This is a genomic window from uncultured Brevundimonas sp. (assembly GCF_963975535.1).
Lineage (GTDB): Bacteria > Pseudomonadota > Alphaproteobacteria > Caulobacterales > Caulobacteraceae > Brevundimonas.
Genome location: NZ_CAXBHE010000006.1, coordinates 133,640 through 158,426, shown reverse-complemented (window position 1 = coordinate 158,426; position 24,787 = coordinate 133,640). Strand labels below are relative to the sequence as shown.

Sequence of the window (24,787 nt, the reverse complement as noted above, 5' to 3'; positions counted from 1 at the left end):
CCGTCCGGGAACAGACCACAGGCCGGGGCAGGATGACGGTCGAGATCACGGCCGGGCTGCCCACCGGAGCCCTCGTCCGCCGGCCGGTGGGGCAAGGCCCGGCATGAAGGCCCGGCCCCGCGTGTCTCAGTTTCCTGACGGCGCATAGCGGGCTTCGTCCAGCCAGGGCCCGAGCTCATGATCCGGGACCTTGGTCAGGTCCTTGCCAATGACGCCACTGACCCGGACCGACGCTGCCAGTCGTTCGCGCAACAGCGACATCAATGCGGGCGGGGCGGCGACATAGACCCCGGCCAGCCTGTTCTGCCGCACCAGTACCACGGCCCGGTCGGCCACCGCGATGACGAAGGCCTCCTTGGCAAGCCGGTCGGAATCGTCCTTTCCGGCCCCGTGTCGCCCCTTGCCGACGCTGTCGAAGACCCGCGTCGCCGGATTGGCCGCCCGCTCGGCCTTGAGGGCCCGCAGCGTCTCGCCGTTGTCCATTTCCTCAATGGTGACGAAGCCGCCGCCATCGGGGGCGCGCTGCACCAGCCGGGCGCGACCGCCATCGCAGAGAATGAACAGCAGGGTTCCGATATCGATCATGCAAATCCTCCTCGGCCCCACCGTCGCTGGTCGCGTTCAGTCGCCGGGCCGTGCGGCACCCGGCCTTTGTGCCCCGCCCCACCCCCGACGACCTTGACCCCGATCAATTCGCGCGCCGCCGCGCCGCGCCGACGGAACCAAGGCGCGAGCTTCGCGTTGCCGGCCCATGCAAACGTCCTGTGCCACGGCAGGAACGACCGCCCGGCTCGACCCATACTGTCGACCCTGGACGGACTGCCGGCGCTGCGCGCGGCCCGCCGGAGTGTGCCGTCGGGGGAACGCAAGAAACGACGATATTTTACAAGGCCTGACGGGCGCGCCATGGTTCCGGCGGAGACTCCTGTGAAAGCCTTGTTGAGCTATCTGCGCTGTCTGTTCCGGGGCCATCGCTGGGTGGACAGCCACAGCATCCCCGGCATGATGACCTGCATCCGGTGCCGGCGGCGTAAACCCGTCTGATCCTCATGCCCCCGCACAGGCGGGCAATGCGTCAGACCAGTCGGCTCTGCACCACGGCGGCCGCGATGAACCCGGCAAACAGGGGATGCGGGGCGAAGGGGCGGCTCTTCAGTTCCGGGTGATACTGAACCCCGATGAACCAGGGATGGTCCCGGCGCTCCACCGTCTCCGGCAGGATCCCGTCCGGAGACAGGCCCGAAAAAACCAGTCCGCCGTCTGTCTCGATCGCCTCACGATAGTTGATATTGACCTCGTAGCGATGCCGGTGCCGTTCGCTGATGGTGGTGGCACCATAGATTTCCGCCAGCTTCGATCCGGGCGTCAGCACGGATTCATAGGCCCCCAGCCGCATGGTGCCGCCCAGGTCGCCGCCTTGCTGGCGCTGGACCCGCTGGTTGCCCTGGGTCCACTCCGTCATCAGGCCGACGACCGGCTCGTCCGTCGGGCCGAACTCGGTCGATGAGGCCCGGGGGCAGCCGGCCAGGTTCCTGGCCGCCTCGATCACCGCCATCTGCATTCCGAAACAGATGCCGAAATAGGGGATCTTGCGCTCGCGGGCGAAACGCGCCGCCTCGATCTTGCCCTCGGCACCGCGCTCGCCGAAGCCGCCGGGAACCAGTACCGCATGGGCCCCCTGCAGCCGCAGTTCACAGGCCTCGCGATCACCCTCGAAGGTGTCGGCCTCGACCCAGTCGATGTTGACCTTGACGTTGTTGGCGACCCCGCCGTGCTGCAGGGCCTCGATCAGCGACTTGTAGGCGTCCTTCAACACCGTGTATTTACCGACGATCGCCACCGTGACCTCGCCGTCGGGATGCAGCCGCCGTCGGGCGATCTCCTCCCACATGGTCAGATCGGGTTCCGGCGCGTCGCTGATGCCGAAATGGGCCAGCACCTCGGCGTCCAACCCCTCGTGGTGGTAGTCGAGCGGCACCGCATAGATGTCAGCCGAATCCATCGCCTGGATCACGCCGGTTTCCCGCACATTGCAGAACAGGCCGATCTTGCGCTTTTCCTCGGGCGGGATCGGATATTCACAGCGGCACAGCAGGATATCGGGCTGGATGCCGATCGAACGCAGCTCCTTGACCGAGTGTTGCGTCGGCTTGGTCTTCATCTCCCCGGCGGTCTTGATGAACGGCAGCAGGGTCAGGTGTACGAAGCACGACTGCCCGCGGGGCAGATCCTGGCCCAGCTGGCGGATGGCCTCGAAGAAGGGCAGGCCCTCGATGTCGCCGACCGTGCCGCCGATCTCGACCAGCACGAAGTCGACGTCCTCGCCGGCGTCGGTCAGGGCCGGGGTCAGGCAGAACTGCTTGATCTGGTCGGTGACGTGCGGAATGACCTGGACCGTCGCGCCCAGATAGTCGCCGCGACGCTCCTTCTCGAGGATGGTCGAATAGATGCGGCCGGTGGTGATGTTGTCCGATTTCGCCGCCGAGACCCCTGTGAAGCGCTCGTAATGGCCCAGGTCGAGATCGGTCTCGGCTCCGTCGTCGGTGACGAAGACCTCACCGTGCTGATAGGGGCTCATCGTGCCCGGATCGACGTTGAGATACGGATCCAGCTTGCGCAGGCGCACCTTGTAGCCGCGCGCCTGGAGCAGCGCACCGAGAGCGGCGGAAGCGAGGCCTTTTCCCAATGAGGAAACCACGCCGCCAGTGATGAACACATAACGGGCCATGGGAGCTTACCTTACCGCCGATTCGCGCGGCCTGTGATGGCGCTTGCGCGATCCATCGGTTGAAAACGAAACGGGCGCGCCTGCGCGCGCCCGGGATTTGAGACTATTCGGGCGAAGGCCGGAGGCGGAAACGACCGCCGGCCACATTCCCTATTGCGCCGGGGCCGGCGCGCCGGACGGCAGGCTGGCTTCCAGGTCATCCAGCGACGGCGCGGCGGGCTGGAGCGGCGTGGTCGGGGCCGGAGCGGTGGTGGCGGGGGCCTGGGTGTCACCGCCGACGGCGATCGCACCGACGTCATCGGCATTGATCACCGACTGGTTCGCCCGCGACAGGTTGCCGGCAATGGTCAGGCCGATGGCGCAGATGAAGAACAGGATGGCCAGGATCGAGGTCGCCTTGGTCAGCAGATTGCCGGCCCCGCGGGCGGTCATGAAGCCCGACGGACCTCCGCCCATGCCCAGCGCCCCGCCTTCGGAGCGCTGCAACAGGATCACCCCGGTAAGGGCGACCGAAATCAGGATCATGGCGACGAGCAAAATGGTCTGGAGCATGGTGTCAATCATGTGGGCGCGAAGCTGCGCCGATCAAGCGGCGGCGTCTAACATTGATGCGCCCCGGGAGCAAACATCGATACCGCCTGTTCAGGTCAGACGGCGCGGATGATGTCGAGGAAATCGCTCGCCTTCAGCGAGGCCCCGCCCACCAGCGCCCCGCCCACCTCGGGCACAGCCAGGATGGCCACGGCGTTGGCGGGCTTGACCGAGCCACCATAGAGAATCGGCGCGACGTCACCCGCTGCCCCCAGACGGGACTGAAGGGCCAGGCGGACGGCCCGGTGAACCGCCTCGATTTCTTCAAGCGTCGGGGTCAGGCCGGTGCCGATGGCCCAGACCGGCTCATAGGCCAGGGCGAACGGCCGGCCCGCCACGCCCATCGGAACCGATCCGGCGACCTGACGGCTGACGACCGCGATGGCCTGGCCCGACTCACGCTGCTCCAGGGTCTCCCCGACACAGATGATCGGCTCCAGGCCCGCGGCGAGCGCCGCCTCGGCCTTGGCGGCGACGTCGGCATCCGCTTCCCCGAACCCGGCGCGGCGCTCCGAATGACCGAGAATGACCAGGCGCGCCCCGGCATCGGTCAGCATTTCGGCGGAGACGGAGCCGGTAAAGGCACCCGTGGCGGCGGCATGGCAGTCCTGCCCGCCCAGTTCCACCGCCCCGCCGCCCAACAGTCGCGCCATCCGCTCGATCAGGGTGGCCGGCGGACACAGGACCACCCGACAGGCGGCGGGATCGGCCTCAAGGGCCTGTTTGAGGGCCTCGGCCTCGGCCAGATCCCGGCCCAGGCCGTTCATCTTCCAGTTGCCGACGATCAACTTCACGGATTGTTTCATCTGGACTATTTAGGCATCCTGCGGGCTCAAGCCAAGCCGTCTGCGGCACCGGCCGCTTGCCGTGCCGCCCTGACGAGCCCTATACGCCACCAGACACTTCCCTTGCCGTCGGCCCGTCAGGTTCTCTCGATGATCTCCCTGTTCCGCGATTTCGCCAAATCCAAATGGGCCATGGGCCTGATCGTCCTGCTGGCTCTCGGCCTGCTCGTGACCGGTGGCTCGCAGATGGATGTGCTGGCCAACATCGGCCCCAGACATGTGATCATCGCCGGTGACCGCAGCGTCGACCAGCAGCAGTTCCGCACCGATTTCGAGCGGGTCCGTAACAATCTGCAGGAACAGGCCGGCCGGCCGGTGTCGGTCGACGACCTGGTCAACGAAAACATCCACCTGCGTTACCTCGACAACCAGGTCCAGCGCCTCGGCTTCCTGGCCTGGGCCTGGAAGGCCGGCATTCGCCCGGGCAAGGCCCTGGTGCTGAAACAGATCCGCCAGGCCCCGGTGTTCTTCAACCAGGTCACCGGCGAGTTTGACGACAACGCGTACCGGGCCGCCCTGGCCGCACAGAACGTCACACCGGCCCAGCTGGAGCAGGAATTCCGCGACCAGTATGCCAGCAACCATTTCGACGCCGCCATCTTCGCCGGAACCCGCCTGCCCCGCATCTACGGAGCCCTGATCGCCGCCCAGGCACTGGAAACCCGCGACGGGCGCTTCTTCACCGTGACCCAGGCCATGGCCGGGACCTCGCCGAAGCCGACTGAAGCCCAGCTGACGGCCTTCATGAACGAAAATGCCGATCGTCTGCGTCAGCCCGAATACCGGATGGCGGCCCTGGTCCTGTTCAATGGCGGGGCCGCGGCCACGGCCCCGATCGCGGAATCGCGGATCCAGGAGCGCTTCGAATTCCGCAAGGACGCCCTGTCCGAAGCCGAGACGCGCACCTTCGTCACCCTGACCGCCCCGACCCGGGCCGCCGCCGACAAGGTCGCTGCCGCCCTGCGCGCGGGTCAGACCCCGGCCCAGGCCGCCGCCGCCAACGGGGCCCAGGTCGCCCCCTATACGGACACGGCGCGTGCGGCCCTCAGTGATCCCGCCGTTGCCGCGGCCGTGTTCGGTCTGGCCGCCAATGAGGTTTCCGCCCCCGTCCAGGGTCGGGTCGGCTTCACGGTCGCCCGGGTCGAATCGATCAAGCCGGGACGTGCAGCCTCGCTGGACAGTGTCCGCGAGGCCATCATCGCCGAACTGCGCCAGGAAGACGTGCGCGGGGCCGTGTACGACCGCGTCGACCGCTATGAGAAGGCCCGGACGGAGGGCAAGACCCTCGAAGCCGCCGCCCAGGAGGTCGGGGCCCGGATCATCCAGCTGCCGCCGTTCACCGAGGACGGCAAGACGCCGGACGGCCAGCCGATGAACGCGCCGCCGCAGATCTTCAGCACCGCCTGGAGCCTGACCAAGGGTGGCGAGAGCGAAGTGATCGACGCCGGACAGGGCCAGTATTTCGTGCTGCGTCTGGATGACATTCGCCCGTCCAGCCTGCCGGCGCTGGCCGACATCCGTGGCCCGCTGGAACAGCAGTGGCTCCTGCGGGAAAACAATCGTCTGCTGGTGACCAAGGCCGAGGAACTGGCCGGTCGCATTCGTGCCGGCGAGGACGTTGCCGCCGTCGCCGGATCGGTCGGGGCTTCGGTCCAGGTCCATACCGGTGTCAAACAGGACCGCCAGAGCCAGGAAGCCCTGGGCGAAGGCGCTCTCCAGGGTCTGTTTGGCCAGGGCCGCGGCCAGGTGTTCACCCTGCCGCAGTCGGCGACCAGCTATGTGATCGGCCGGGTCGACCAGATCCATGCCGCCGTTCCGGCGCTCGCCGCGCCGATCGCCGAACAGGTCCGCCCGCGCATGACCCAGGAGCAGGTGCAGGCCATGATCCAGCAGTCGATGACCGCGGCCGCCGGCCGGATCAAGGCGACCTATGACCTCGCCCGGGCCCGTGTCGCCCTGGGCCTGAGCCCCGAGCCTGAAGCCGCGCCGTCGGCACCCGCCCCGGCCCAATGACCAAAGGTCCCGGGTCGGGGGACGTCGACGGCTTTGCCGCAGGCTGGTCCGCCGGACGGCCCCAGGTCGTCGTCCGGCGGCTGATCGATGACCTCGAGACCCCGGTCTCGGCCTATCTGAAGGTCGGCCACGGCCGGCCCTATGCCTTCCTGCTGGAGTCCGTCGAGGGCGGGGCCGTCAACGGCCGCTATTCCATCCTGACCCGCGATCCGGATGTGGTCTGGCGCTGCCGCGACGGTCGGGCCGAGCAGGCCCGCGGGCCGGCGATCGCCGCCGGTCGCTTCACCCCCGATCCCGCCCCGGCACTGGACTCGCTGCGCCGCCTGATCGCCGCCACGGCCTTCGACCTGCCCGACGACCTGCCGCCGATGGCCGCGGGCCTGTTTGGCGTCTTCGGCTATGACATGGTGCGGCTGCTGGAACCCCTGGGCGCGGCCAATCCCGATCCGCTGGACCTGCCCGACGCCGTGCTCGCGCGGCCGGCCCTGGTCGCCATCTTCGATTCGGTGCGGCATGAGATCGTTCTGGTCGCTGCCGCCTATCCGGACGGCGGCCAGACCGCCCGCGAGGCGTATGAGACCGCGTCGGCCCACCTCGACGCCTTCGAGGCCGAACTCCGCGCGCCGCTGACGGCCCGGGCCGGGCCGGTCGAGGTTCCGGCACCCGACTTCCACTCAGCGGTCGACGAAGCCGCCTTCACCGGCATGGTCGCCGCCGCCAAGGCCTATATCGAGGCGGGCGACATCTTCCAGGTCGTGCTCAGCCACCGGTTCTCGGCCCCGTGGAGCGAAGACCCGTTCGCCTTCTATCGCTCGCTGCGTCGCCAGAACCCGTCGCCCTATCTGTTCTACCTCGACTTCATCGACTTCCAGCTGGCCGGGTCCAGCCCGGAAATCCTCGTGCGGCTCAAGGACGGGGCGGTCACCATCCGGCCCCTGGCCGGGACCCGCCCGCGCGGGGCCACGCCCGAAGCCGACCGCGCGCTGGAGGCCGAACTTCTGGCCGATCCCAAGGAGCGGGCCGAGCATCTGATGCTGCTGGATCTGGGTCGCAACGACGTCGGCCGCGTCTCCGTACCCGGTTCGGTCGCGGTCACCGAGAGCTTCACCGTCGAGCGCTACAGCCAGGTCATGCACATCGTCTCGGATGTGCGCGGCCGCGCCGATCCGAGGCTGGACGCCGTCGACACCCTGCTGGCCGCCCTGCCCGCCGGCACCCTGTCCGGTGCCCCCAAGGTGCGGGCCATGGCCATCATCGACGAGCTGGAAAGTGAAAAACGCGGCGTCGGCTACGGTGGCGGGGTCGGCTACATCTCGGCCGGCGGCGAGGCCGACATCTGCATCGTGCTGCGTACCGCGATGTTCACCGATGACCGGATCTTCGTCCAGGCCGGGGCGGGCGTCGTGGTCGACAGCGATCCGGCCGCCGAATATGCCGAAACCCGGGCCAAGGCCCGCGCCCCGATGAATGCCGCGACCGACGCCTGGCGCTACACCGGCGGCAACCGCTGAGAGGTCAGCCCGGCTGGACGGGAACCGTCGCCGGATCGACCGGGATGCCGGTGTCGTTGAACCGCACGCCCGGGCCCAGCACCATCACACCGGCCATCAGCACCGCCGCCGTCGCCGCCAGGGCACTGGCGACCAGGGTGGCCCAGGGGCTGTGAACCGGCGTCGGCGATTGCAGCAGCCGGCGCGCCTCGGGGATTGTGGAATCAGTCATCAGGTTTCCCGTCGCTACGGCCTGATTGCAGCCCGGGACGGTTAATGAAGCCTTACCGGATTGCGAGCGCTTGGCGGACGGGCCCTCTGGCCCTAGAAGCCGGGGATGATCCTCGTCGTCGATAACTACGACAGCTTTACCTACAACCTCGTCCACTACCTCGCGGAACTGGGCGCGGAGACGCGCGTCGTGCGCAACGACGATCTGACCGTGGACGAGGCCTGGGCCCTGAAACCCGAGGCGGTGTTGCTGTCACCCGGCCCCTGCGCCCCGGATCAGGCCGGCATCTGCCTGTCGCTGCTGACCTCGGCCCCCGACGACATGCCGATCTTCGGCGTCTGCCTCGGCCACCAGGCCATGGGCCAGGCCTTCGGCGGCGAGGTCATTCGCGCCCAGAGCCTGATGCACGGCAAGACCTCGCCGATCGAACACACCGGTCAGAGCGTGTTCCGTGGCCTGCCCTCGCCCTTCACCGCCACCCGCTATCACAGCCTCGCCGTGCGCCGGGACACCCTGCCCGACGTGCTCGAGGTCACCGCCTGGACCGCCGACGGCGAGATCATGGGCCTGGCCCACAGGACGCGGCCGATCCACGGGGTCCAGTTCCACCCCGAGTCGATCGCCACCGAACACGGCCACGACCTGCTGGCCAATTTCCTCGACCTGGCCGGCGTCCAACGCCTGGCCGTGGTCTGACGCCATGGCTGACGGGTTCAAGCCCCTGCTGGCGAAACTGGTCGACGGGCAGGTCCTGTCCGACCCGGAGGCGCACGCCTTCTTCGCCGCCTGTCTGCGGGGCGAGCCCAGCCCGGCCCAGGTCGCCGCCGCCGTCACCGCCCTGCGCATGCGGGGCGAGACCGTGGGCGAGATCGCCGCCTTCGCCGGGGCCATGCGCGACGCGGCCCTGACGCTGGACCATCCGTATGAGGTGATCGACACCTGCGGCACCGGCGGTGACGGCCAGCACACCTTCAACATTTCGACCGCCGCCGCCCTGGTGCTGGCCGGGGCCGGGCTCAAGGTGGCCAAACACGGCAACCGCGCCCTCAGTTCGAAATCCGGCTCGTCGGACGTGCTGTCGGTGCTGGGCGTCAACCTCGCGGCCACCCCGGCCCAGCAGCGCCTGTCGCTGGACCAGGCCAATATCGCCTTCCTGTTCGCCCCCGCCTACCACGGGGCCATGCGCCACGTCGGGCCGGTCCGGGCCGAAATCGGCTTCCGCACCGTGTTCAACCTGCTGGGCCCGCTGTCCAATCCAGCCGGTGCCCGCCGGCAGGTCATGGGCGTCTATGACCCGCGCCTGCTGGAACCGCTGGCCGAGGTGCTGGGGCGTCTGGGGGCCACCCGCGCCTGGACGGTGCATGGACAGGGTCTGGACGAACTGACCACGACCGGCCCGACCGAGGTGGCCGAATGGAGAGACGGGGCCGTGCGCCGCTTCACCGTCACGCCCGAGGCGGCCGGCCTGCCGCGCGCCGACATCGCCGCCCTGCGCGGCGGCGATGCCGAGGAGAATGCCACCGCCCTGCGCGCCCTGCTGGCCGGTCAGACCGGAGCCTATCGCGACATCGTCCTGCTCAACGCCGCCGCCGCCCTGGTCGTGGCCGACCGCGCCGCTGACCTGACCGAAGGCGTGATTCAGGCCGCCGCCGTCATCGACGACGGCCGCGCCGCCACCGCGCTGGAGTCCCTGGCCCGGATCACGAGCACCCCGATCGCGCCCGAAGAGACCGTATGACCGACGTGCTTGACCGGATCGCCGCCTACAAGCGCGCGGACGTGGCCGCCCGTATGGCCGCCACGCCGCAGAAAGAGATCGAGGCCCGCGCCACCGCCGCCTCGCCGCCGCGCGGCTTCCGCGCCGCCCTGGCCCGAACCGCCATGCCCGGCCGTCCGGCCCTGATCGCCGAGATCAAGAAGGCCAGCCCGTCGAAGGGGCTGATCCGCGCCGATTTCGATCCCCCCACCCTGGCCCGCGCCTATCAGGCCGGCGGGGCCGCCTGCCTGTCTGTCCTGACCGATGGCCCCAGCTTCCAGGGCGATGACACCTATCTGGTCGCCGCCCGCGCCGCCGTCACCCTGCCCTGCCTGCGCAAGGATTTTCTGGTCGATCCCTGGCAGGTGGCCGAGAGCCGGGCGCTGGGAGCCGACTGCATCCTGATCATCCTGGCCATGGTCGACGACGCCCTGGCCGCCGAGCTGCTGGCCGAAGCCCGGCGATTCGGCATGGACGCCCTGATCGAAACCCACGACGTGGCCGAAATGGCCCGGGCCTGCGTGCTCGGCGGCGATCTGGTCGGCATCAACAACCGCTCCCTGCGCACCTTCGCCGTCGATCTGGCCACGACGGCCCGTCTGGCCGACCTCGCGCCCCCGGAAGCCCTGCTGGTGGCCGAAAGCGGCCTGTCCGGCCCGGACGACGTGGCCCGGGTCAGCGGCGACGGGGCCCGCGCCATCCTGGTCGGTGAAAGCCTGATGCGTCAGACCGACGTCGCGGCGGCGACACGGGCCCTGCTGGGCTGATCCGCCGTTAAGTTGACATTAGGACGGAACACTTACAGAACATCGACAACGGTTCACGCCTTGTTCTGGACGATTCGCCTCCATGCTTACGCGCAAACAGCACGAACTCCTGATGTTCATCCATGAACGCATCAAGGAAACCGGCGTCTCGCCGTCCTTCGACGAGATGAAGGAAGCGCTGGATCTGGCGTCGAAATCCGGCATCCACCGGCTGATCACGGCGCTGGAAGAACGCGGCTTCATCCGCCGTCTGGCCCACCGCGCCCGGGCACTGGAAGTGGTCAAGATGCCGGAACAGGCGACGACCGGGGCCCCGACTCGCGGCCGCGCCCCCTTCCGTCCCGACGTCATCGAGGGCGGCGGCCGGCCGCAGGAGATCGAGGCCGCCAACGACGTCCGCGAACTCTCGCTGATGGGCAAGATCGCCGCGGGCACGCCCATCGCCGCCATCGAACACGAGACGGCCCGCTATCCGGTGCCGGAATCGATGCTGGGCGCGGGTGAGCACTATCTGCTCGAGATCGAGGGCGATTCGATGATCGAGGCCGGTATCCTCGACGGCGATCTGGTCATCATCAAATCGGTCGACACCGCCTCGTCCGGCGAGATCGTGGTAGCTCTCGTCGAAGGTGAGGAGGCCACCCTCAAGCGCCTGAGGAAAAAGGGTCAGTCCATCGCCCTCGAACCGGCCAACCGCGCCTATGAGACCCGCATCTTCGGTCCCGATCAGGTCGAGGTCCAGGGCAGACTGGTCGGACTCATCCGTCGCTATCACTGACGTCCGGACCGGGGTGCGCGCTCCATGGCCGCTGCCCCCGCACCTGCGCCGACCACACGGCCTTCCAGCCTGAGCCCTCGCGCCACAGCTCGACCGCGCCACCGCGCGCATAGTCGGTCCCGTCCAGCACCAGCCGCCCGTCACAGGCGGCCGGCAGCACCGTCACACGCGCACGCAGGCTGACCACCCGGGCCGAGCGGCAGAGGGTCTCCAGCGCCGCCGGGGCGGGTGGCTTGCGGCCCCAGTGCATCGCCAGCTCCCCACCGGCCTCCGGACGGCAGCTGAACCGGTCACAGGCCCAGCCTTCGCCCGGGCGGTCGACGCCCTTCAGGCCCCGCCGTCGCGACCACAGGTCCGTGGCAAAGGTTCGGATGCCCGGCCGCAGGATCATCGCCTGATCCCCGACGACGACGGCGGCGTTGGTTCCGCCGTCGCCGATCCAGAGGTCCGGGACCGGCGCGCGCGGCCAGATCATCACCGCGGCGGCGAACGGCAGGCCGAGCCAGCGCAGCCGTCCGCGCCACAGGCAGACGAACAGCACCCCGACAAAGGCCACCGGCAGGGCGGCGACAGGCGCGCTGGATACGGTCTTCACCGCCCCCGGCAGCCCGGCCACGGTCGTGCCGATCGCCATCATCACCTCGATCGCCCGGGCCGCGACCCACAGGAAGGGGGCGCCCAGCCCCAGCGGCTCCAGCATCGCGCCGAGAGCCAGGGCGGGCATCATCACGAAGTCCGCCACCGGCGAGGTGCCCATATTGGCCAGCAGCCCGTACACGGCCGTGCGGTTGAAATGCTGCATGGCGAACGGTCCGGTGGCGAGGCCGGCGACCAGGCTGGCGGCACAGGCGGCGATGATCCATCCCCCGGCCCGCTGAACCGTCACGATGACCCAGGGGGCCGACAGCTCGCGGATCCGTCGCGGCCAGACCTCGGACAGGGCCACCAGGGCGGCGGTCGCGGCGAACGACATCTGGAAGCCCGGGGTGACGATCGCCTCGGGCTGCAGCAGCAGGACCACAAAGGCGGCCGTCGCCAGGGCGTTCATGGTGATCGCCTGCCGGTCCAGCAGGATGGCGGCGAAGGCGATCGCGGCGGTGATGGCCGCCCGCTCCGCCGGCGGCGGGGCCCCGGACAGGATCAGATAGGCCGTCACGGCCGCCAGTCCCGCCACGGCGGCGACCTTCTTGCCCGGAACACGCAGTGCCAGCCAGGGCCAGGCCGCCACCACCAGCCGCACCAGGAAGAAGGCAAAGCCGCCGACGATGGCCATGTGCAGTCCCGAGATCGACAGGATGTGGGCCAGGCCGGACTCACGCATCACATCGACATCGGCGCGACGCAGCCACGCCTCGTGGCCGGTGGTCATGGCCGCGGCGATGCCGCCGTTGCGCTCGCCCAGCCGCGCCACGATCCGCTGCGCCAGACCATAGCGGATCCGGTTCACCCGCATGGCCAGCCGCAACCGCCACGGGGCATCCTCCAGAACGGCCGGGCGCGTCTCCCCCAGGGCGAAGGCCACCCCGCCCATGCCCTGGAACCAGGCGTTGCGGCCGAAATCATAGGCCCCCGGCGCGGCGGGGGCCGGGGGCGGGTTGAGGATGGCGAACAGACGTATCGACGCGCCCGGCGGCGGCGGCGCTCCGCGCAGGGTGGCCCGTAGCCGATGCGGCGTCGCGGCCGGCTCCAGCCCCTGCACCCGCACCGGGGCGATCATCACCCGCGCCCCGCGCTCGCCCGGGCTGTCGACATCGACCACCCAGGCCTCGATCACCGTGGGCCCGGACAGGGCCGGGGCGATCGGCGCGGCAACGCGTTCAGTCCGCGCCCGGGCCGTGGCCAGCCCCAGGGTCAGGCAGGCGAGCAGCAGCAGGGGCAGGGTCCAGCGCCGCGAATACCCGGCGCGACGTGTCGCCAGCCACAGGCTGCCGGTCAGTACCGCCAGCGCCAGAATCGGCCACATCGGCGGTTCGACCCTGAGGCCGAAATAGAGGCCGCAGCCGCCGCCGAAGGCGACCGGGGCCCACAGCCGCCAGCGCGGACTCTGTGCCGCGACCTCTGACCGGAGCCAGACGCAAATCCGGGCTGCGGCCCTGTGAATTCCGGCACCGGACGGTATAAGAACGGCACTCATGGACATGCCTGAATGACCTCCTCCCCTCCCGTCGTCACCCGCTTCGCCCCGTCTCCGACCGGCTATCTGCACATAGGCGGCGCGAGGACGGCGCTGTTCAACTACCTATACGCGAAAGGGCGCGGCGGGAAATTCCTTGTCCGCGTGGAAGACACCGACCGCGAACGCTCGACCGACGGTGCGGTGCAGGCGATTTTTGACGGTCTCAGCTGGCTGGGCCTGTTCCCGGACGAGGAGCCGGTGTTCCAGTTCGCCCGCGCCGACCGGCACCGCGAGGTCGTGGCGCAGATGGTCGCCGCCGGCCACGCCTATCGCGACTGGACCTCGGCCGAAGAGACCGGCACGCTGCGCGACGCGGCCAAGGCCGAACGCAAGGCCTTCGAATCCCCGTGGCGCGATCGCGATCCGTCAGAGGGGGATACCTCGGCCCCGCATGTCGTGCGCTTCCGCCGCCCCCTGCCCGGTTCGGTGACGGTCGAGGACGCGGTCCAGGGCCCAGTGACATGGGCCAATGCCGACCTCGACGACCTGGTGCTGCTGCGCTCGGACGGCGCGCCGACCTACAACCTCGCCGTGGTCGTCGATGACCACGACATGGGCGTCACCCACGTGATCCGCGGCGACGACCATCTGAACAATTCGGCGCGCCAGTCGCTGATCTATGACGCGATGGACTGGGCCCGCCCGGTCTTCGCCCATATCCCGCTGATCCACGGCCCGGACGGGGCCAAGCTGTCCAAGCGGCACGGGGCCCAGGCTGTCCACGAATATGCCGAAATGGGGTATCTGCCCGAGGCGATGCGCAACTATCTGACCCGTCTGGGTTGGGCGCATGGCGACGACGAACTGTTCAGCGACGCCCAGGCCCTGGAGTGGTTCGATCTGGACGGCGTCGGCAAGGCCCCGGCCCGGCTGGACTTCGACAAGCTGGCCCACGTCAACGCCCACTGGATTCGCCTGACCGACGACGAGCGGCTGGCCAAGCTGACGCTGGATATCCACCTGACGCGCGGCCACCGCCTGTCCGAGCATGACGAGGCCCGCCTCGCCCAGGCCATGCCCTTCATCAAGGATCGCGCCAGGACCACGCTTGAACTGGCCGACCAGTCCGCCTTCGTGCTGAAGGTCCGGCCGCTGGTGATCGACGAGCGGGGCCGGACCCAGCTGGCCGGCGAGGCCGGCGAGCGCATCGGCCGCCTGCGCGCCCGCCTGGCCCTGTTCGAAAGCTGGGATGTCTTCGCCCTTGAAACCGAGCTGAAGGTGTTCGCCGAGGAAGAGGGCGTCGGCTTCGGCAAGATCGGCCCGCCCGCCCGCGCGGCCCTGACCGGCGGCCATTCCGCACCCGATATCGCCAAAATCCTGGCGGCCCTCGGACGCGAGGAAAGTCTCGGGCGCTTGGATGATGCGCTGCAACCGACTATCTGACACTAACATCTGGATCTGGTTCGCGACTCCCCTCGCCAGCCGGACTGCACAAAGGGGCTGCAATGACTGAACAAGCCAAACCCGCCGGAACGGCAACGCTCGCCTATAACGGCAAGAGCGTCGACCTGCCGGTTCTGGCCGGGACGACCGGTCCGAACGTGATCGACATCCGCAAGCTGTACGGCGCGACCGAAGCCTTCACCTACGACCCGGGCTTCACCTCGACCGCCGCCTGCGAAAGCGCCCTGACCTTCATCGACGGCGACAAGGGCACCCTGCTGCACCGCGGCTATCCGATCGACCAGCTGGCGTCACAGTCCAACTTCATCGAGGTCTGCCACCTGCTGCTGCGCGGCGAACTGCCGACGGCCGCCGAATACGAGGCCTTCGAGCGCAGCATCACCATGCACACCATGCTGCATTCGCAATTCGACCGCTTCTTCGAGGGCTTCCGTCGCGACGCCCACCCGATGTCGATCATGGTCGGCACCGTCGGGGCCCTGTCGGCCTTCTATCACGACAGCCTCGACATCCATGATCCCGTCCAGCGCAACATCTCGGCCATCCGCCTGATCGCCAAGATGCCCACCATCGCCGCGCGCGCCTACAAGTATCACGTCGGCCAGCCCTTCGTGTCGCCGCGCAACGACCTGAACTACGCCGAGAATTTCCTGCGCATGTGCTTCGCCGTTCCGGCCGAGGACTATGTGGTCAACCCGGTGCTGGCCAAGGCCATGGACCGCATCTTCATGCTGCATGCCGACCACGAGCAGAACGCCTCGACCTCGACCGTGCGCCTGGCCGGATCGTCAGGGGCCAACCCGTTCGCCTGTATCGCCGCCGGCATCGCCTGCCTGTGGGGCCCGTCGCACGGCGGGGCCAACGAGGAGGCGCTGAACATGCTCAAGGAGATCGGCACCCCGGACAAGATCCCGGAGTTCATCGAGGGCGTGAAGGCCAAGAAATACAAGCTGATGGGCTTCGGCCACCGCGTGTACAAAAACTACGACCCGCGCGCCAAGGTGATGAAGGAATCGGCCGACGAAGTGCTGGCCGCCGTCGGCGACCCCAACGACCCCCTGTTCCTGGTGGCCAAGGAGCTGGAGCGGATCGCGCTGAGCGACGAGTATTTCATCGAGCGCAAACTGTTCCCGAACGTCGACTTCTATTCGGGCATCACCCTGTCGGCGATGGGCTTCCCGACCTCGATGTTCACCGTGTTGTTCTCGCTGGCCCGCACCGTCGGCTGGATCGCCCAGTGGCAGGAAATGATCGGCGATCCGACCCAGAAGATCGGTCGTCCGCGCCAGCTCTACACCGGCCCGACCGAACGCGACTTCGTGCCGATCCAGTCGCGCGGTTAATCCCGACGCGACAGGCGGAAACAGGAAACGCCGGGGCCTCAGGCTCCGGCGTTTTTCTTTGCAATCACAGCCAGAACAGCCTCGGCCGCCAGGTCTGACGGGTCCGGAGCCCCGCGCCCCATCAGATCTAGCGCCGCGGTCTGCCGCGCCGCCTGATCCGCGCGGGCATCGGCGTCGTCCAGCAGCCGCCCGACCTCGGCTGCCATGCGTTCGGCCGTGGCGTCGGCCTGGATCAGTTCGGGGGCGATTTCCGCGTCGGCGGCGATGTTGAACAGGGTCGCATACTTGCCGGTGAAGAAGGGCCGCATGATCGCATAGCTGAGCCCGTCGAACCGGTAGGCGATGACCATCGGGGCCCCGGCCAGGGCCAGTTCGGTCGAGACCGTGCCGCTGGTCGCCAGGGCCACGTCACAGGCGCGCATGGCGTCGTATTTCTCGGCTTCCTGCACCAGCTGGACCCGGAACGGCCAGGCGGCGATACGGGCGGCGACCTCGGTGGCCACCGTCCCGGCCGCGACCACGGCGACCTGCAGGTCGGGGCGACGGGCCTTCAGCTGCGCCACCGCCTGTTCGAACACCGGCGTCATGCGGCTGATCTCGCCCGGTCGACTGCCCGGCAGCACCAGCAGCAGCGGCGCGTCGGCGGCCATGCAGCGGCTGGCCCGGAAACGCGCGCCGTCGGCGGCGTCCATGTCGACATGGACCGCCTGCGAGCCGACGACCGTGACCGGCAGGCCCTCACGCTCGAACCAGGGGGCGTCGAAACTGTACAGGGCCAGCAGATGGTCGACCGTGGCCGCCAGCGTCCTTGCCCGGCCCGGGCGCGAGGCCCAGACTTGGGGGCCGACATATTTGATCAGCGGCACGCCCGGCAGGACGGCTTTCAGCGCCTTGGCCACGCGGATGGTGAAGCCCCAGCTGTCGACCAGCACCACGGCATCGGGCTTTTCAGCCACCGCCAGGGCCACGGTGTCGGCGACCCGGCGCTTGACCAGCCCATAGGCCTTCAGCCCCTCCAGCCAGCCCAGGATCGACAATTCGGCGATGTCGAACGGGCTGTCGATGCCGAGGGCCGCCATGCGTGGGCCCCCGACGCCGACGAAAGCGATCGGTCCGTCGACCCGGGCCGTCAGCGCCGAGGCCAGACCGGCCCCGAGGGCGTCGCCCGAGGCCTCGGCTGCCACCAGCATGATCTTCAGCGGCCGCGTCACCCCCGATCCTCGCCCCAGACGAACAGGCCCAGACGGTCGGCCGCCGCGATCAGGGCCGGGCGGTCGATCAGGATCAATTTCCCCGCCACCCCGCCGACCCCCGCCAGACCCGCCAGGGCCGCCAACTCCAGCGTCCGGGCCCCGATCACCGGCATGTCGACGCGCAGGTCCTGGATCGGCTTGGGAGCCTTGCCCAGGGCCCCGCGCGGGGCCCCGACCTTGCCGCGCAGGTCGGCGGGCAGGCCGGCGACCCGCATCAGCATGGCGTCAGTGCCCTCCTGGGCCTCGACCGCCAGCACCAGGCCGTCGCAAACGACCGCGCCCTGACCGATGTCCAGTTCCCCGGCCTTTTCCGCGACATGAAGCGCCTTTTTCAGATCGACGATCTGATCGGCGGTCGGCTGGATCGCGCCCAGCGCCCCGGCCGGCAGGCTGTCGCCGCCCAGGATGTCGTCGGCCCCCTCGATCGCATAGCCCTCGGCCTCGAACACCGACAGAATCTTGCGCAGCAGGGCATCGTCGCCCCGCGTCGCGGCGGCGATGATCCCGGGCAGCAGGGTCGCGCCCTTCAGGTCGGGTTTCAGCGTCTTGAAATCGGGCCGGTTGACCATGCCGGCGAAACAGACCGCCCCGCACTCCGCCGCCTTCAGGGCCGACAGGATGCGACCGATCTCGGCCATGCCCGCCGCCATCCCGGGATAGCGGGCCAGATGCGGATCGGCGAAACCGTTGAGCCGGATCACGAACACCGGCCGGCCCTCGGCCTCGCACCGGGCGGCGATCGCCTGCGGCAGGGCCCCGCCCCCGGCGATCAGGCCGAGACGGGTGCCCGTCGGGCGGTCGCCACTCATTCGCCCGGCAGGCACAGCGGACGCCGCGCATCCGCGCGGATGAAGGCGACAATCTCCATGATCTCGGCCAGGTCGGCATAGCGGGTCGCGACCCGGTCCAGACGCTCGGCGAACACACCGTCGGCCTCGAACAGCTCGCGGAAGGCGGCCAGCAGGCGGCGGATCTGGTCCTTGCCATAGCCCTTGCGCTTCAGCCCGACGAGATTGAGCCCGTGCAGCCGCGCGTGATTGCCCCAGGCCGAGCCATAGGGGATGACGTCGCGGGTCACCGCGGCCAGACCGCCGATGATGGCCCCCTGCCCGACCCGGCCGAACTGGTGGATGGCGCACAGGCCGCCGAGGAAGACCCTGTCGCCGATCTGCGCATGACCGCCCAGGGTGGCGTTGTTGGCCATGGTCACATGGTCACCGACAACGGCGTCATGGCCGACATGGGCTCCGGTCATGAACAGGCCGTTCGACCCGATCCGGGTGACACCGCCGCCCTGGGGCGTACCGCGATTGAAGCTGCAATGCTCGCGGACCAGGGCGTCGGCCCCGATCTCCAGCCGCACAGGCTCACCCTTGTAGCCGCCGTGCTGCGGATCACCGCCGATCACGGCGAACGGATGGATGACGCCGCGCGCGCCGACGGTCGTGTCCTGCTGGATCACCACATGGCTGGTCAGATGGACATCCTCGGCCAGGGTCACCCCCGGTCCGACCTGGCACCAGGGCCCGATGCTGACGCCGTCGGCGAGGACAGCCGACGGATGGACCAGTGCGGTCGGATGGATGGTCACGGCTGCGCCACGGTGACGACCATGGCCGCGAAATCGGCTTCGGCCGTCAGCTTGCCGTCGACGAAAGTCTCACCGCGAAACTTGAAGATGTCGCCCCGCTGCCGCGTCACCACCACCTTCATCCGCAGCTGGTCGCCCGGCCGCACCGGCTTGCGGAAGCGCACGCCGTCGATCGACATGAACATGATGACCTTGCCCTCGACCGCCACGTCCAGGGTCTTGGACATCAGCAGGGCCCCGGTCTGGGCCATGGCCTCGACGATCATCACCCCCGGCATGACCGGATCGATCGGGAAATGGCCCGGGAAATAGGGCTCATTGTGCGTGACGTTCTTGATGCCGGTGATCGAGGTGTTGGCGACGAAATCCTCGGCCTTGTCGATCAGCAGGAAGGGATAGCGGTGCGGCAGGCGCCGCATGACCTCGGCATAATCGATCGAGGTAGTGGCTTCTTCGGTCATTCCGCCTGGTCCTTTGTCGCGGGACTCGCCTTCCGCGACACCTGTCTGGCGAGCCAGACCGCCTCGCGCAAGGACTGGCGGATCGGTTTGGCGGGATAACCGGACCAGGTCTCGCCCGCCGGAATGTCGGCCAGCACCCCGGCACCACCGGCCACACGGGCCCCGTCGCCGATGCGAATATGGTCGCCGATCCCGGCCTTGCCGCCGAACATCACATTGTCCCCGACGGTCACCGAGCCGGAAATGCCGGTATGGGCGGCCATCAGGCAGTTGCGGCCGATCACGCAGTTGTGGCCGATCATCACCAGATTATCGATCTTGGTATTCTCGCCGATGACCGTGTCGTCATAGGCCCCGCGGTCGATGCAGGTATTGGCGCCGACGCTGACCCCGTCCTGCAGGATGACCCGGCCCAGTTGCGGCACGTCGATCGGTCCGGCGCTGGAGCCGGCGGCCCCGAAGCCCGGCTCGCCGATCCGGGCCCCGGACAGGATCCGCACCCGGTCGCCGATCAGGGCGAAGCCGATGGAGGCATTGGAGCCGATCTGGCAATTGCGACCGATCTGGACGCCCGGACCGATAACCGTATTGGCCCCGATCCGGCTGCCGCGACCGATGCTGACCCCCTGGCCCAGCACGACGCCGGGCTCGAGGGTCACGTCGTCGTCTTCGAGCTGGGCCCGCGGCCCCGCGCCGATGCCGATCGGACGGTGCAGGATCAGCGAGGCGCGCGCCCAGGCCGCCTGCGGCTCGGGCGAAACGATCACGGCGGTCCCCGCGGGAACATGATCCACCGCGGCGGCCGGCACGATCACGCAGCCGGCGGCCGTGGCCTTCAGGGCTTCCGTGAATTTGCGGTCAGCCAGAAAGGCAACCGCGGCGGCGTTGGCCACGGCCAGTGGAGCGACGGCGGCGATGGATCGCTCGCCGCCTCGCAGGACTGTGCCGCCGATCCGGTCGCCCAGCTGGGCGACCGTCACGGCGGGCAGGCTATCGAAGAACCGCGCGTCGGGCATCAGGCTTCGCCCGATCCCGGACCTATTGGCCCGGTTGCTGGACCGGCACCGCCATGCGGTTGAAGCTCAGCGACGGCAGGGCTGTGTTCAGACGCTGGATGGCCAGATCGGTGACGTCCATGGCCGGGTTCATCATGAAGACGCTTTCGCGGCTCAGCAGGATGCCGCAACCGCGTTCCTGGTAGATGGCGACCAGGATGGGCTCGACCGCGACCGAGATCAGGCGACGCTGCTCCCCGAGGGTGTAGCGCAGCTCGTTGTCGCGGGTCTGCTCCAGCTGCTGGGCTTCCTGGATACGCTGCTGGAGGGCCTGGCTGCGCGAGTTGCGCTCGGCTTCCGACAGGCTGGCACCGCTGGTCTGCAGCGTCTGGATCTCGGACTGGATCGAGGTGGCGTAGGGGGTCAGTTCACCCTGAACGTCCCGCGACAGCTGTTCCATACGGGCCTGGACAGCCTGACCGGCGGTCGACTGGGCCAGCAGGCGCTGGTTGAAATAGACGCAAACGCCGGGGATGACCGGGCCAGGGTTGGCCGGACCGGCGGTCTGGGCCACGGCGGTGGAAGCGACGAGCGAAGCGAGCGCGAAAGCGCCGATAGCGAACAGTTTCATCTTGGGCCTTTGAACGAACGGACGGTGCCGCGGTTAGAACTGGGTGGAGGTCGAGAAGCGGAAAGTCTCTGTCTTGTCGTAGTCTTCCTTGCCGAGAATATGGCTGAGGTCGAAACGGATCGGTCCCATCGGCGACTTCCAGTGGATGCTGAGGCCGGCGGAGGCCCGGAAGGCCAGCTCGTCGACGATCGTCGACGACGGCGTGCCGTCGGCATTGGTCGTGTAGCGGCTGTCGAGCATGCCCAGGGTTCCGACGTCGGCGAACAGGGATGTCTTGATCCCGTACTGCTCGGGCAGATAGTTCGGCACCGTCAGCTCGATGGTGCCGATCATGTAGAAATTGCCGCCCAGGGCGTCGCGCGTGCTCAGGTCACGCGGACCCATGCCGGCGGTCTCGAACCCGCGGAAGCTGTTGCCGCCCTTGAAGAAGCGGTCGTTGATACGGATCGCATCCCCGGCCCAGCCCGCCACATAGCCGGTCGAGGCCGAGGTCGAGACGACCCATTCGGGGCTGATGCCGTAGTAGGCCGAGACGTCCGCCTCGGTCTTTACATAGTTCACGTCGCCGCCGATGCCGGCGAAGTCCTGCCGCAGCGAGCCGGACCAGCCACGGGTCGGCCGGATCGGATCATTGGTCCGGTTGACCTGCAGCGTGTAGCCGGCCGAGGAGTTGATGAACGACCCGACCTGGTCGCACAGGGCCGAGGACCCGGTACCGGAGCAATAGCCGGTCGGAACGATGATCTCGTCGGCCTTGAGGAAATAGCGGGCGCTGAACAGGGTGAAGGCGTTCAGCGGATAGGACAGACGCACGCCGGCCCCGGTCGAACGATAATCATACGACGAATATTTGCTGAGGTCGTAGCGGGAGTGGAAGGCATCCAGGCCCGCGCGCAGGTCCCGACCCATGAAACGCGGCTCGGTAAAGCGGAAATCGACCTGCTGACGCAACGAGCCCCACTCGACCCGGGCCACGACATTCTGGCCGCGACCACGGAAATTCCGCTCGGTGATGCCCAGGTTGACGACGAAGGAGTCGACCGAACTGAAGCCCGCACCGACCGAAAGCTCGCCGGTCGGCTGCTCCTCGACCGTGACGTTCACCACGGAGCGGTCGGGGGCGGCCCCGCGCACCTCCTCGACCTTGACGTCCTTGAAGAAGCCGAGCCCCCGCAGATTGTTGCGCGAACGCTCCAGCAGGGTGCGATTGAAGGCGTCGCCTTCGGTCAGCGCCAGTTCACGACGAATTACGGGGTCGATCGTGCGGGTATTGCCGACGATATTGATCCGCTCGACATAGACGCGCTGCCCCTCGGTGACGTTGAAGATCACGTCGACCAGCCCGGTCTCCGGGTTGGCGGTATAGGTCGGGTTGATCTCGACGAAGGCATAGCCCGCCGAACCCGCCGCGAAGGTCAGGGCGTCAACGGCCCGCTCGATCTTGTCGCTCTCGTACAGATCGCCGGAGCTGATCGGCAGCAGCAGCTTCAGGAAGTCGCCGTTCAACCGGTCGCTTTCGGTGACGACCGTGATCTCGCCGAAATTGTATTTGCGGCCTTCATCAAGGGTGATCGTCACCCCGAAGGCGCTGTCGTCCGGAGTCAGCTCGGCGACCGAGGACACCACGCGGAAATCGTAATAGCCGCGGTTGGTGTAGAATTTCCGCAGCTGCTCGCGATCATAGTCCAGCCGGTTCGGGTCGTAGTTGTCGTTGGACGTGAAGAAATTCCACCACACCGACTGCTTGGTCACCATGACCTCACGCAGGTCGTTGTCGGAAAAAGCCGTGTTGCCGAGGAAGGTGATGGCGCGGATGCCGGTCTGCGGACCTTCGTCGATCTCGAACACGACGTCGACGCGGTTCTGCTCCAGCTGGACCAGCTTGGGCGTGACCGTCGCCGAAATCCGGCCCGACAGGCGGTACAGCTCGACGAGCTTGCCGACATCCTCCTGGATGCGGGCACGGGTATAGATGCCGCGCGGCCGGATCGTGACCTCCTCGCGCAGCTTGCTTTCGACGATCGCGCTGTTTCCCTCGAACACCACCTGGTTGATGATCGGGTTCTCGACGATATCGACGATCAGGTCGCCGTTCAGCGCCACGCCCAGCTGCACATCGGCGAACAGGCCGGTGCGGTTCAGGGTGCGGACGGCGACGTCCAGAACGACCGGATTGACGGTGTCGCCCGGCTGGATCGGCAGATAGGACAGGATCGTGGCCTGGTCGATGCGCTGATTGCCGCGCACGACGATGCGGTTGATGACGACGGCCTCTTCCTGACGCGGGGCCGGAGACGCCTCGGCCGGGGCCGCCGCCGGAGCAGCGGCGGCAGGATCCGTCTGGGCCATCGCGGGCGCACCCAGGCCGGCCGCGACCGCCAGGGCCAGCAGGCTGGGAACCAGTGAAGCCGGCCTCAGGGCACGGGCACCGGAACGAAGAACAGCGGACGCATCATTTTCGATCATACGGGAAACCATCGGGGGCTGGCGTCGGCTCATGAGGCGAGCCCGCCGAGGAATTTGAACAGGCTCAGCTTTTGCAGGTCGTTCCAAGTCGCGAACAACATCAAACCTACGAGCAAAGCAAGGCCGACGCGATAGCCGACCTCCTGAACCTGGGCGGGGACTGGCCTGCGGGCAACAGCTTCGTAGCCGTAAAACAGCAGGTGTCCTCCATCGAGAACGGGAATCGGCAAGAGATTTAGAAAGCCAATTCCAATCGAAACTATGGCGGCGAACTGAACCAGCATCAGGGCGACGTTTGCGGCCTGCAATCCGACGTCGGTTGTGGCGGCAGCAGCCTGTTTCGTCACGCCGCCGGCGGCCTTGGCAATACCGAGCGGCCCGCTGAGCAGGTCCCCGGACTCCTTGCCGGTGACGATCCGCCCCAGATAGGTCAGGGTCGTGCCGAGAATCTCCCCGGTCTGTTTGACCGCCTGGCCCAGGGCCTCATGGGGTGGATAGCGGATATAGGTGACCTCGCCCGGACGCGGGTCCCAGCCGACCCCCAGATACCCGACCCGGACCGGGCCCGAAATGGGATCCTCGCGCAGCTGACGTACCGGTGTCGCCGTCAGCCTGACCCGCTGACCATCGCGCAGCACCACGAAATCGACCGGCGTGCCGGCCCTGAGGGCCACGACCTGCCCGACATCGCGGAAGTCGGCGATGGTCCTGCCATTGACCTCGATCACCCGGTCCTGGACCTGGAATCCGGCCGCGGCGGCGGCCGTGCCCGGCTGGACCTCGGCGATCCGCGCCGGCACGACGCTGACCCCGAGTCCGGCGAACAGCAGGGTGAAAATGGTGATCGCCAGCGCGAAATTCGCCACAGGCCCGGCCACGACGATCAACGCCCGCTGCCAGATCGGCTTGAAATAGAAATAGTCCCGCTCGGCTCCGGGTCCGTGTTCGGCGATGATTTCCTGCCGCAGGGCCTCGATTCCGGCCTGGTCGGGCACAGAGGAGCTGTCGAGGTCGCCGGAGAATTTCACATAGCCACCCAGCGGCAGCCAGGCCAGCCGCCACTCGATCCCGTTCCGGTCGGTCCGACTGACGAGCGTGCGCCCGAAGCCGATCGAGAACCGGTCGACCTTCACCTTGAAGGCGCGCGCCACGAGGAAGTGACCCAGCTCATGAATGGTGACGACAACCGTCAGCACCAGCAGGAACGGGACCACAAAGACGAAGACCTGTCCGAGCAGGTTCAGCATTACGATCGTCTCTCCCGTTG

22 protein-coding genes are annotated in these 24,787 nt (G+C 68.3%); 8 read left to right on the top strand and 14 right to left on the bottom strand.

Annotated elements, in window-relative coordinates; translation table 11 throughout:
- Positions 1 to 126: 126 nt before the first annotated feature.
- The 4 genes from AACZ75_RS10490 to tpiA all read right to left on the bottom strand — a co-directional run bounded on the left by AACZ75_RS10490 (position 127) and on the right by tpiA (position 4,125).
- A complete protein-coding gene (locus AACZ75_RS10490) occupies positions 127 to 585 on the bottom strand; it encodes a host attachment protein (protein WP_339872797.1) in 459 nt (152 codons plus the stop codon).
- Between the two features lie 490 nt (positions 586 to 1,075).
- Positions 1,076 to 2,728: a CTP synthase gene (locus AACZ75_RS10485; RefSeq protein WP_339872796.1), complete on the bottom strand. Its 1,653-nt coding sequence runs from the start codon at positions 2,726 to 2,728 to the stop codon at positions 1,076 to 1,078.
- A 150-nt stretch (positions 2,729 to 2,878) separates the two neighbouring features.
- A complete protein-coding gene (secG, locus tag AACZ75_RS10480) occupies positions 2,879 to 3,280 on the bottom strand; it encodes a preprotein translocase subunit SecG (RefSeq protein WP_339872795.1) in 402 nt (133 codons plus the stop codon).
- Positions 3,281 to 3,375: 95 nt separating this feature from the next.
- Entirely contained in the window at positions 3,376 to 4,125 is a 750-nt protein-coding gene (gene tpiA, locus AACZ75_RS10475; RefSeq protein WP_339872794.1) for a triose-phosphate isomerase, read from the bottom strand.
- A gap of 129 nt (positions 4,126 to 4,254) precedes the next feature.
- Here tpiA and AACZ75_RS10470 point away from each other — a divergent pair, with 129 nt between their 5' ends.
- Entirely contained in the window at positions 4,255 to 6,177 is a 1,923-nt protein-coding gene (locus AACZ75_RS10470) for a peptidyl-prolyl cis-trans isomerase (RefSeq protein ID WP_339872793.1), read from the top strand.
- A complete protein-coding gene (trpE, locus tag AACZ75_RS10465) occupies positions 6,174 to 7,688 on the top strand; it encodes an anthranilate synthase component I (protein ID WP_339872792.1) in 1,515 nt (504 codons plus the stop codon). The genes AACZ75_RS10470 and trpE overlap by 4 nt, the downstream gene beginning before the upstream one ends.
- Positions 7,689 to 7,692: 4 nt before the next feature.
- Here trpE and AACZ75_RS10460 read toward each other — a convergent pair whose 3' ends face one another.
- On the bottom strand, positions 7,693 to 7,899 hold the full coding sequence (locus AACZ75_RS10460) for a peptidoglycan-binding protein (RefSeq protein ID WP_339872791.1): 207 nt from the start codon (positions 7,897 to 7,899) through the stop codon (positions 7,693 to 7,695).
- A 105-nt stretch (positions 7,900 to 8,004) separates the two neighbouring features.
- On the opposite strand from AACZ75_RS10460, the gene AACZ75_RS10455 reads away from it, so the two are divergent.
- From AACZ75_RS10455 to lexA, 4 genes are all read left to right on the top strand, one after another.
- Positions 8,005 to 8,595, top strand: coding sequence for an aminodeoxychorismate/anthranilate synthase component II (locus AACZ75_RS10455; protein WP_339872790.1), 591 nt, complete (start codon positions 8,005 to 8,007; stop codon positions 8,593 to 8,595).
- Positions 8,596 to 8,599: 4 nt separating this feature from the next.
- The gene (gene trpD, locus AACZ75_RS10450) at positions 8,600 to 9,637 is read left to right on the top strand and encodes an anthranilate phosphoribosyltransferase (RefSeq protein ID WP_339872789.1); all 1,038 of its coding nucleotides are present in this window, start codon (positions 8,600 to 8,602) and stop codon (positions 9,635 to 9,637) included.
- Positions 9,634 to 10,422, top strand: coding sequence for an indole-3-glycerol phosphate synthase TrpC (gene trpC, locus AACZ75_RS10445; RefSeq protein WP_339872788.1), 789 nt, complete (start codon positions 9,634 to 9,636; stop codon positions 10,420 to 10,422). Before trpD ends, trpC begins: the two co-directional genes overlap by 4 nt.
- Positions 10,423 to 10,504: 82 nt before the next feature.
- The gene (lexA, locus tag AACZ75_RS10440) at positions 10,505 to 11,200 is read left to right on the top strand and encodes a transcriptional repressor LexA (protein WP_339872787.1); all 696 of its coding nucleotides are present in this window, start codon (positions 10,505 to 10,507) and stop codon (positions 11,198 to 11,200) included.
- On the opposite strand, the gene AACZ75_RS10435 is transcribed toward lexA, so the two are convergent.
- Positions 11,181 to 13,340 carry a ComEC/Rec2 family competence protein gene (locus AACZ75_RS10435; RefSeq protein ID WP_339872786.1) on the bottom strand — a complete coding sequence of 720 codons (2,160 nt, stop codon included), beginning with the start codon at positions 13,338 to 13,340 and terminating at the stop codon, positions 11,181 to 11,183. The genes lexA and AACZ75_RS10435 overlap by 20 nt on opposite strands.
- A gap of 6 nt (positions 13,341 to 13,346) precedes the next feature.
- Between AACZ75_RS10435 and gltX the strand changes: the two genes are divergently transcribed.
- Together gltX and gltA are read left to right on the top strand one after the other, a co-directional pair.
- Positions 13,347 to 14,759, top strand: coding sequence for a glutamate--tRNA ligase (gltX, locus tag AACZ75_RS10430; RefSeq protein ID WP_339872785.1), 1,413 nt, complete (start codon positions 13,347 to 13,349; stop codon positions 14,757 to 14,759).
- Positions 14,760 to 14,821: 62 nt separating this feature from the next.
- Positions 14,822 to 16,123, top strand: coding sequence for a citrate synthase (gltA, locus tag AACZ75_RS10425; protein ID WP_339872784.1), 1,302 nt, complete (start codon positions 14,822 to 14,824; stop codon positions 16,121 to 16,123).
- Positions 16,124 to 16,161: 38 nt separating this feature from the next.
- Here the strand turns inward: gltA and lpxB are convergent, their stop codons facing one another.
- Genes lpxB through AACZ75_RS10385 form a run of 8 tightly spaced genes read right to left on the bottom strand, consistent with a single transcriptional unit; the run spans position 16,162 to position 24,767 of the window.
- Positions 16,162 to 17,334 (bottom strand): lipid-A-disaccharide synthase, encoded by a 1,173-nt coding sequence (gene lpxB / locus AACZ75_RS10420; protein ID WP_339872783.1) that lies wholly within the window; start codon positions 17,332 to 17,334, stop codon positions 16,162 to 16,164.
- Positions 17,331 to 18,185, bottom strand: coding sequence for a UDP-2,3-diacylglucosamine diphosphatase LpxI (lpxI, locus tag AACZ75_RS10415; protein WP_339872782.1), 855 nt, complete (start codon positions 18,183 to 18,185; stop codon positions 17,331 to 17,333). The genes lpxB and lpxI overlap by 4 nt, the downstream gene beginning before the upstream one ends.
- Positions 18,182 to 18,967 carry an acyl-ACP--UDP-N-acetylglucosamine O-acyltransferase gene (gene lpxA / locus AACZ75_RS10410; RefSeq protein ID WP_339872781.1) on the bottom strand — a complete coding sequence of 262 codons (786 nt, stop codon included), beginning with the start codon at positions 18,965 to 18,967 and terminating at the stop codon, positions 18,182 to 18,184. Before lpxA ends, lpxI begins: the two co-directional genes overlap by 4 nt.
- Positions 18,964 to 19,428, bottom strand: coding sequence for a 3-hydroxyacyl-ACP dehydratase FabZ (gene fabZ, locus AACZ75_RS10405; protein ID WP_339872780.1), 465 nt, complete (start codon positions 19,426 to 19,428; stop codon positions 18,964 to 18,966). Before fabZ ends, lpxA begins: the two co-directional genes overlap by 4 nt.
- The gene (gene lpxD / locus AACZ75_RS10400) at positions 19,425 to 20,444 is read right to left on the bottom strand and encodes a UDP-3-O-(3-hydroxymyristoyl)glucosamine N-acyltransferase (RefSeq protein WP_339872779.1); all 1,020 of its coding nucleotides are present in this window, start codon (positions 20,442 to 20,444) and stop codon (positions 19,425 to 19,427) included. The genes fabZ and lpxD overlap by 4 nt, the downstream gene beginning before the upstream one ends.
- Positions 20,445 to 20,466: 22 nt before the next feature.
- The gene (locus AACZ75_RS10395; protein WP_339872778.1) at positions 20,467 to 21,054 is read right to left on the bottom strand and encodes an OmpH family outer membrane protein; all 588 of its coding nucleotides are present in this window, start codon (positions 21,052 to 21,054) and stop codon (positions 20,467 to 20,469) included.
- 33 nt (positions 21,055 to 21,087) lie between these two features.
- Entirely contained in the window at positions 21,088 to 23,520 is a 2,433-nt protein-coding gene (gene bamA / locus AACZ75_RS10390; protein WP_339872777.1) for an outer membrane protein assembly factor BamA, read from the bottom strand.
- Between the two features lie 29 nt (positions 23,521 to 23,549).
- The gene (locus tag AACZ75_RS10385) at positions 23,550 to 24,767 is read right to left on the bottom strand and encodes a M50 family metallopeptidase (RefSeq protein ID WP_339872776.1); all 1,218 of its coding nucleotides are present in this window, start codon (positions 24,765 to 24,767) and stop codon (positions 23,550 to 23,552) included.
- Positions 24,768 to 24,787 lie beyond the last annotated feature (20 nt).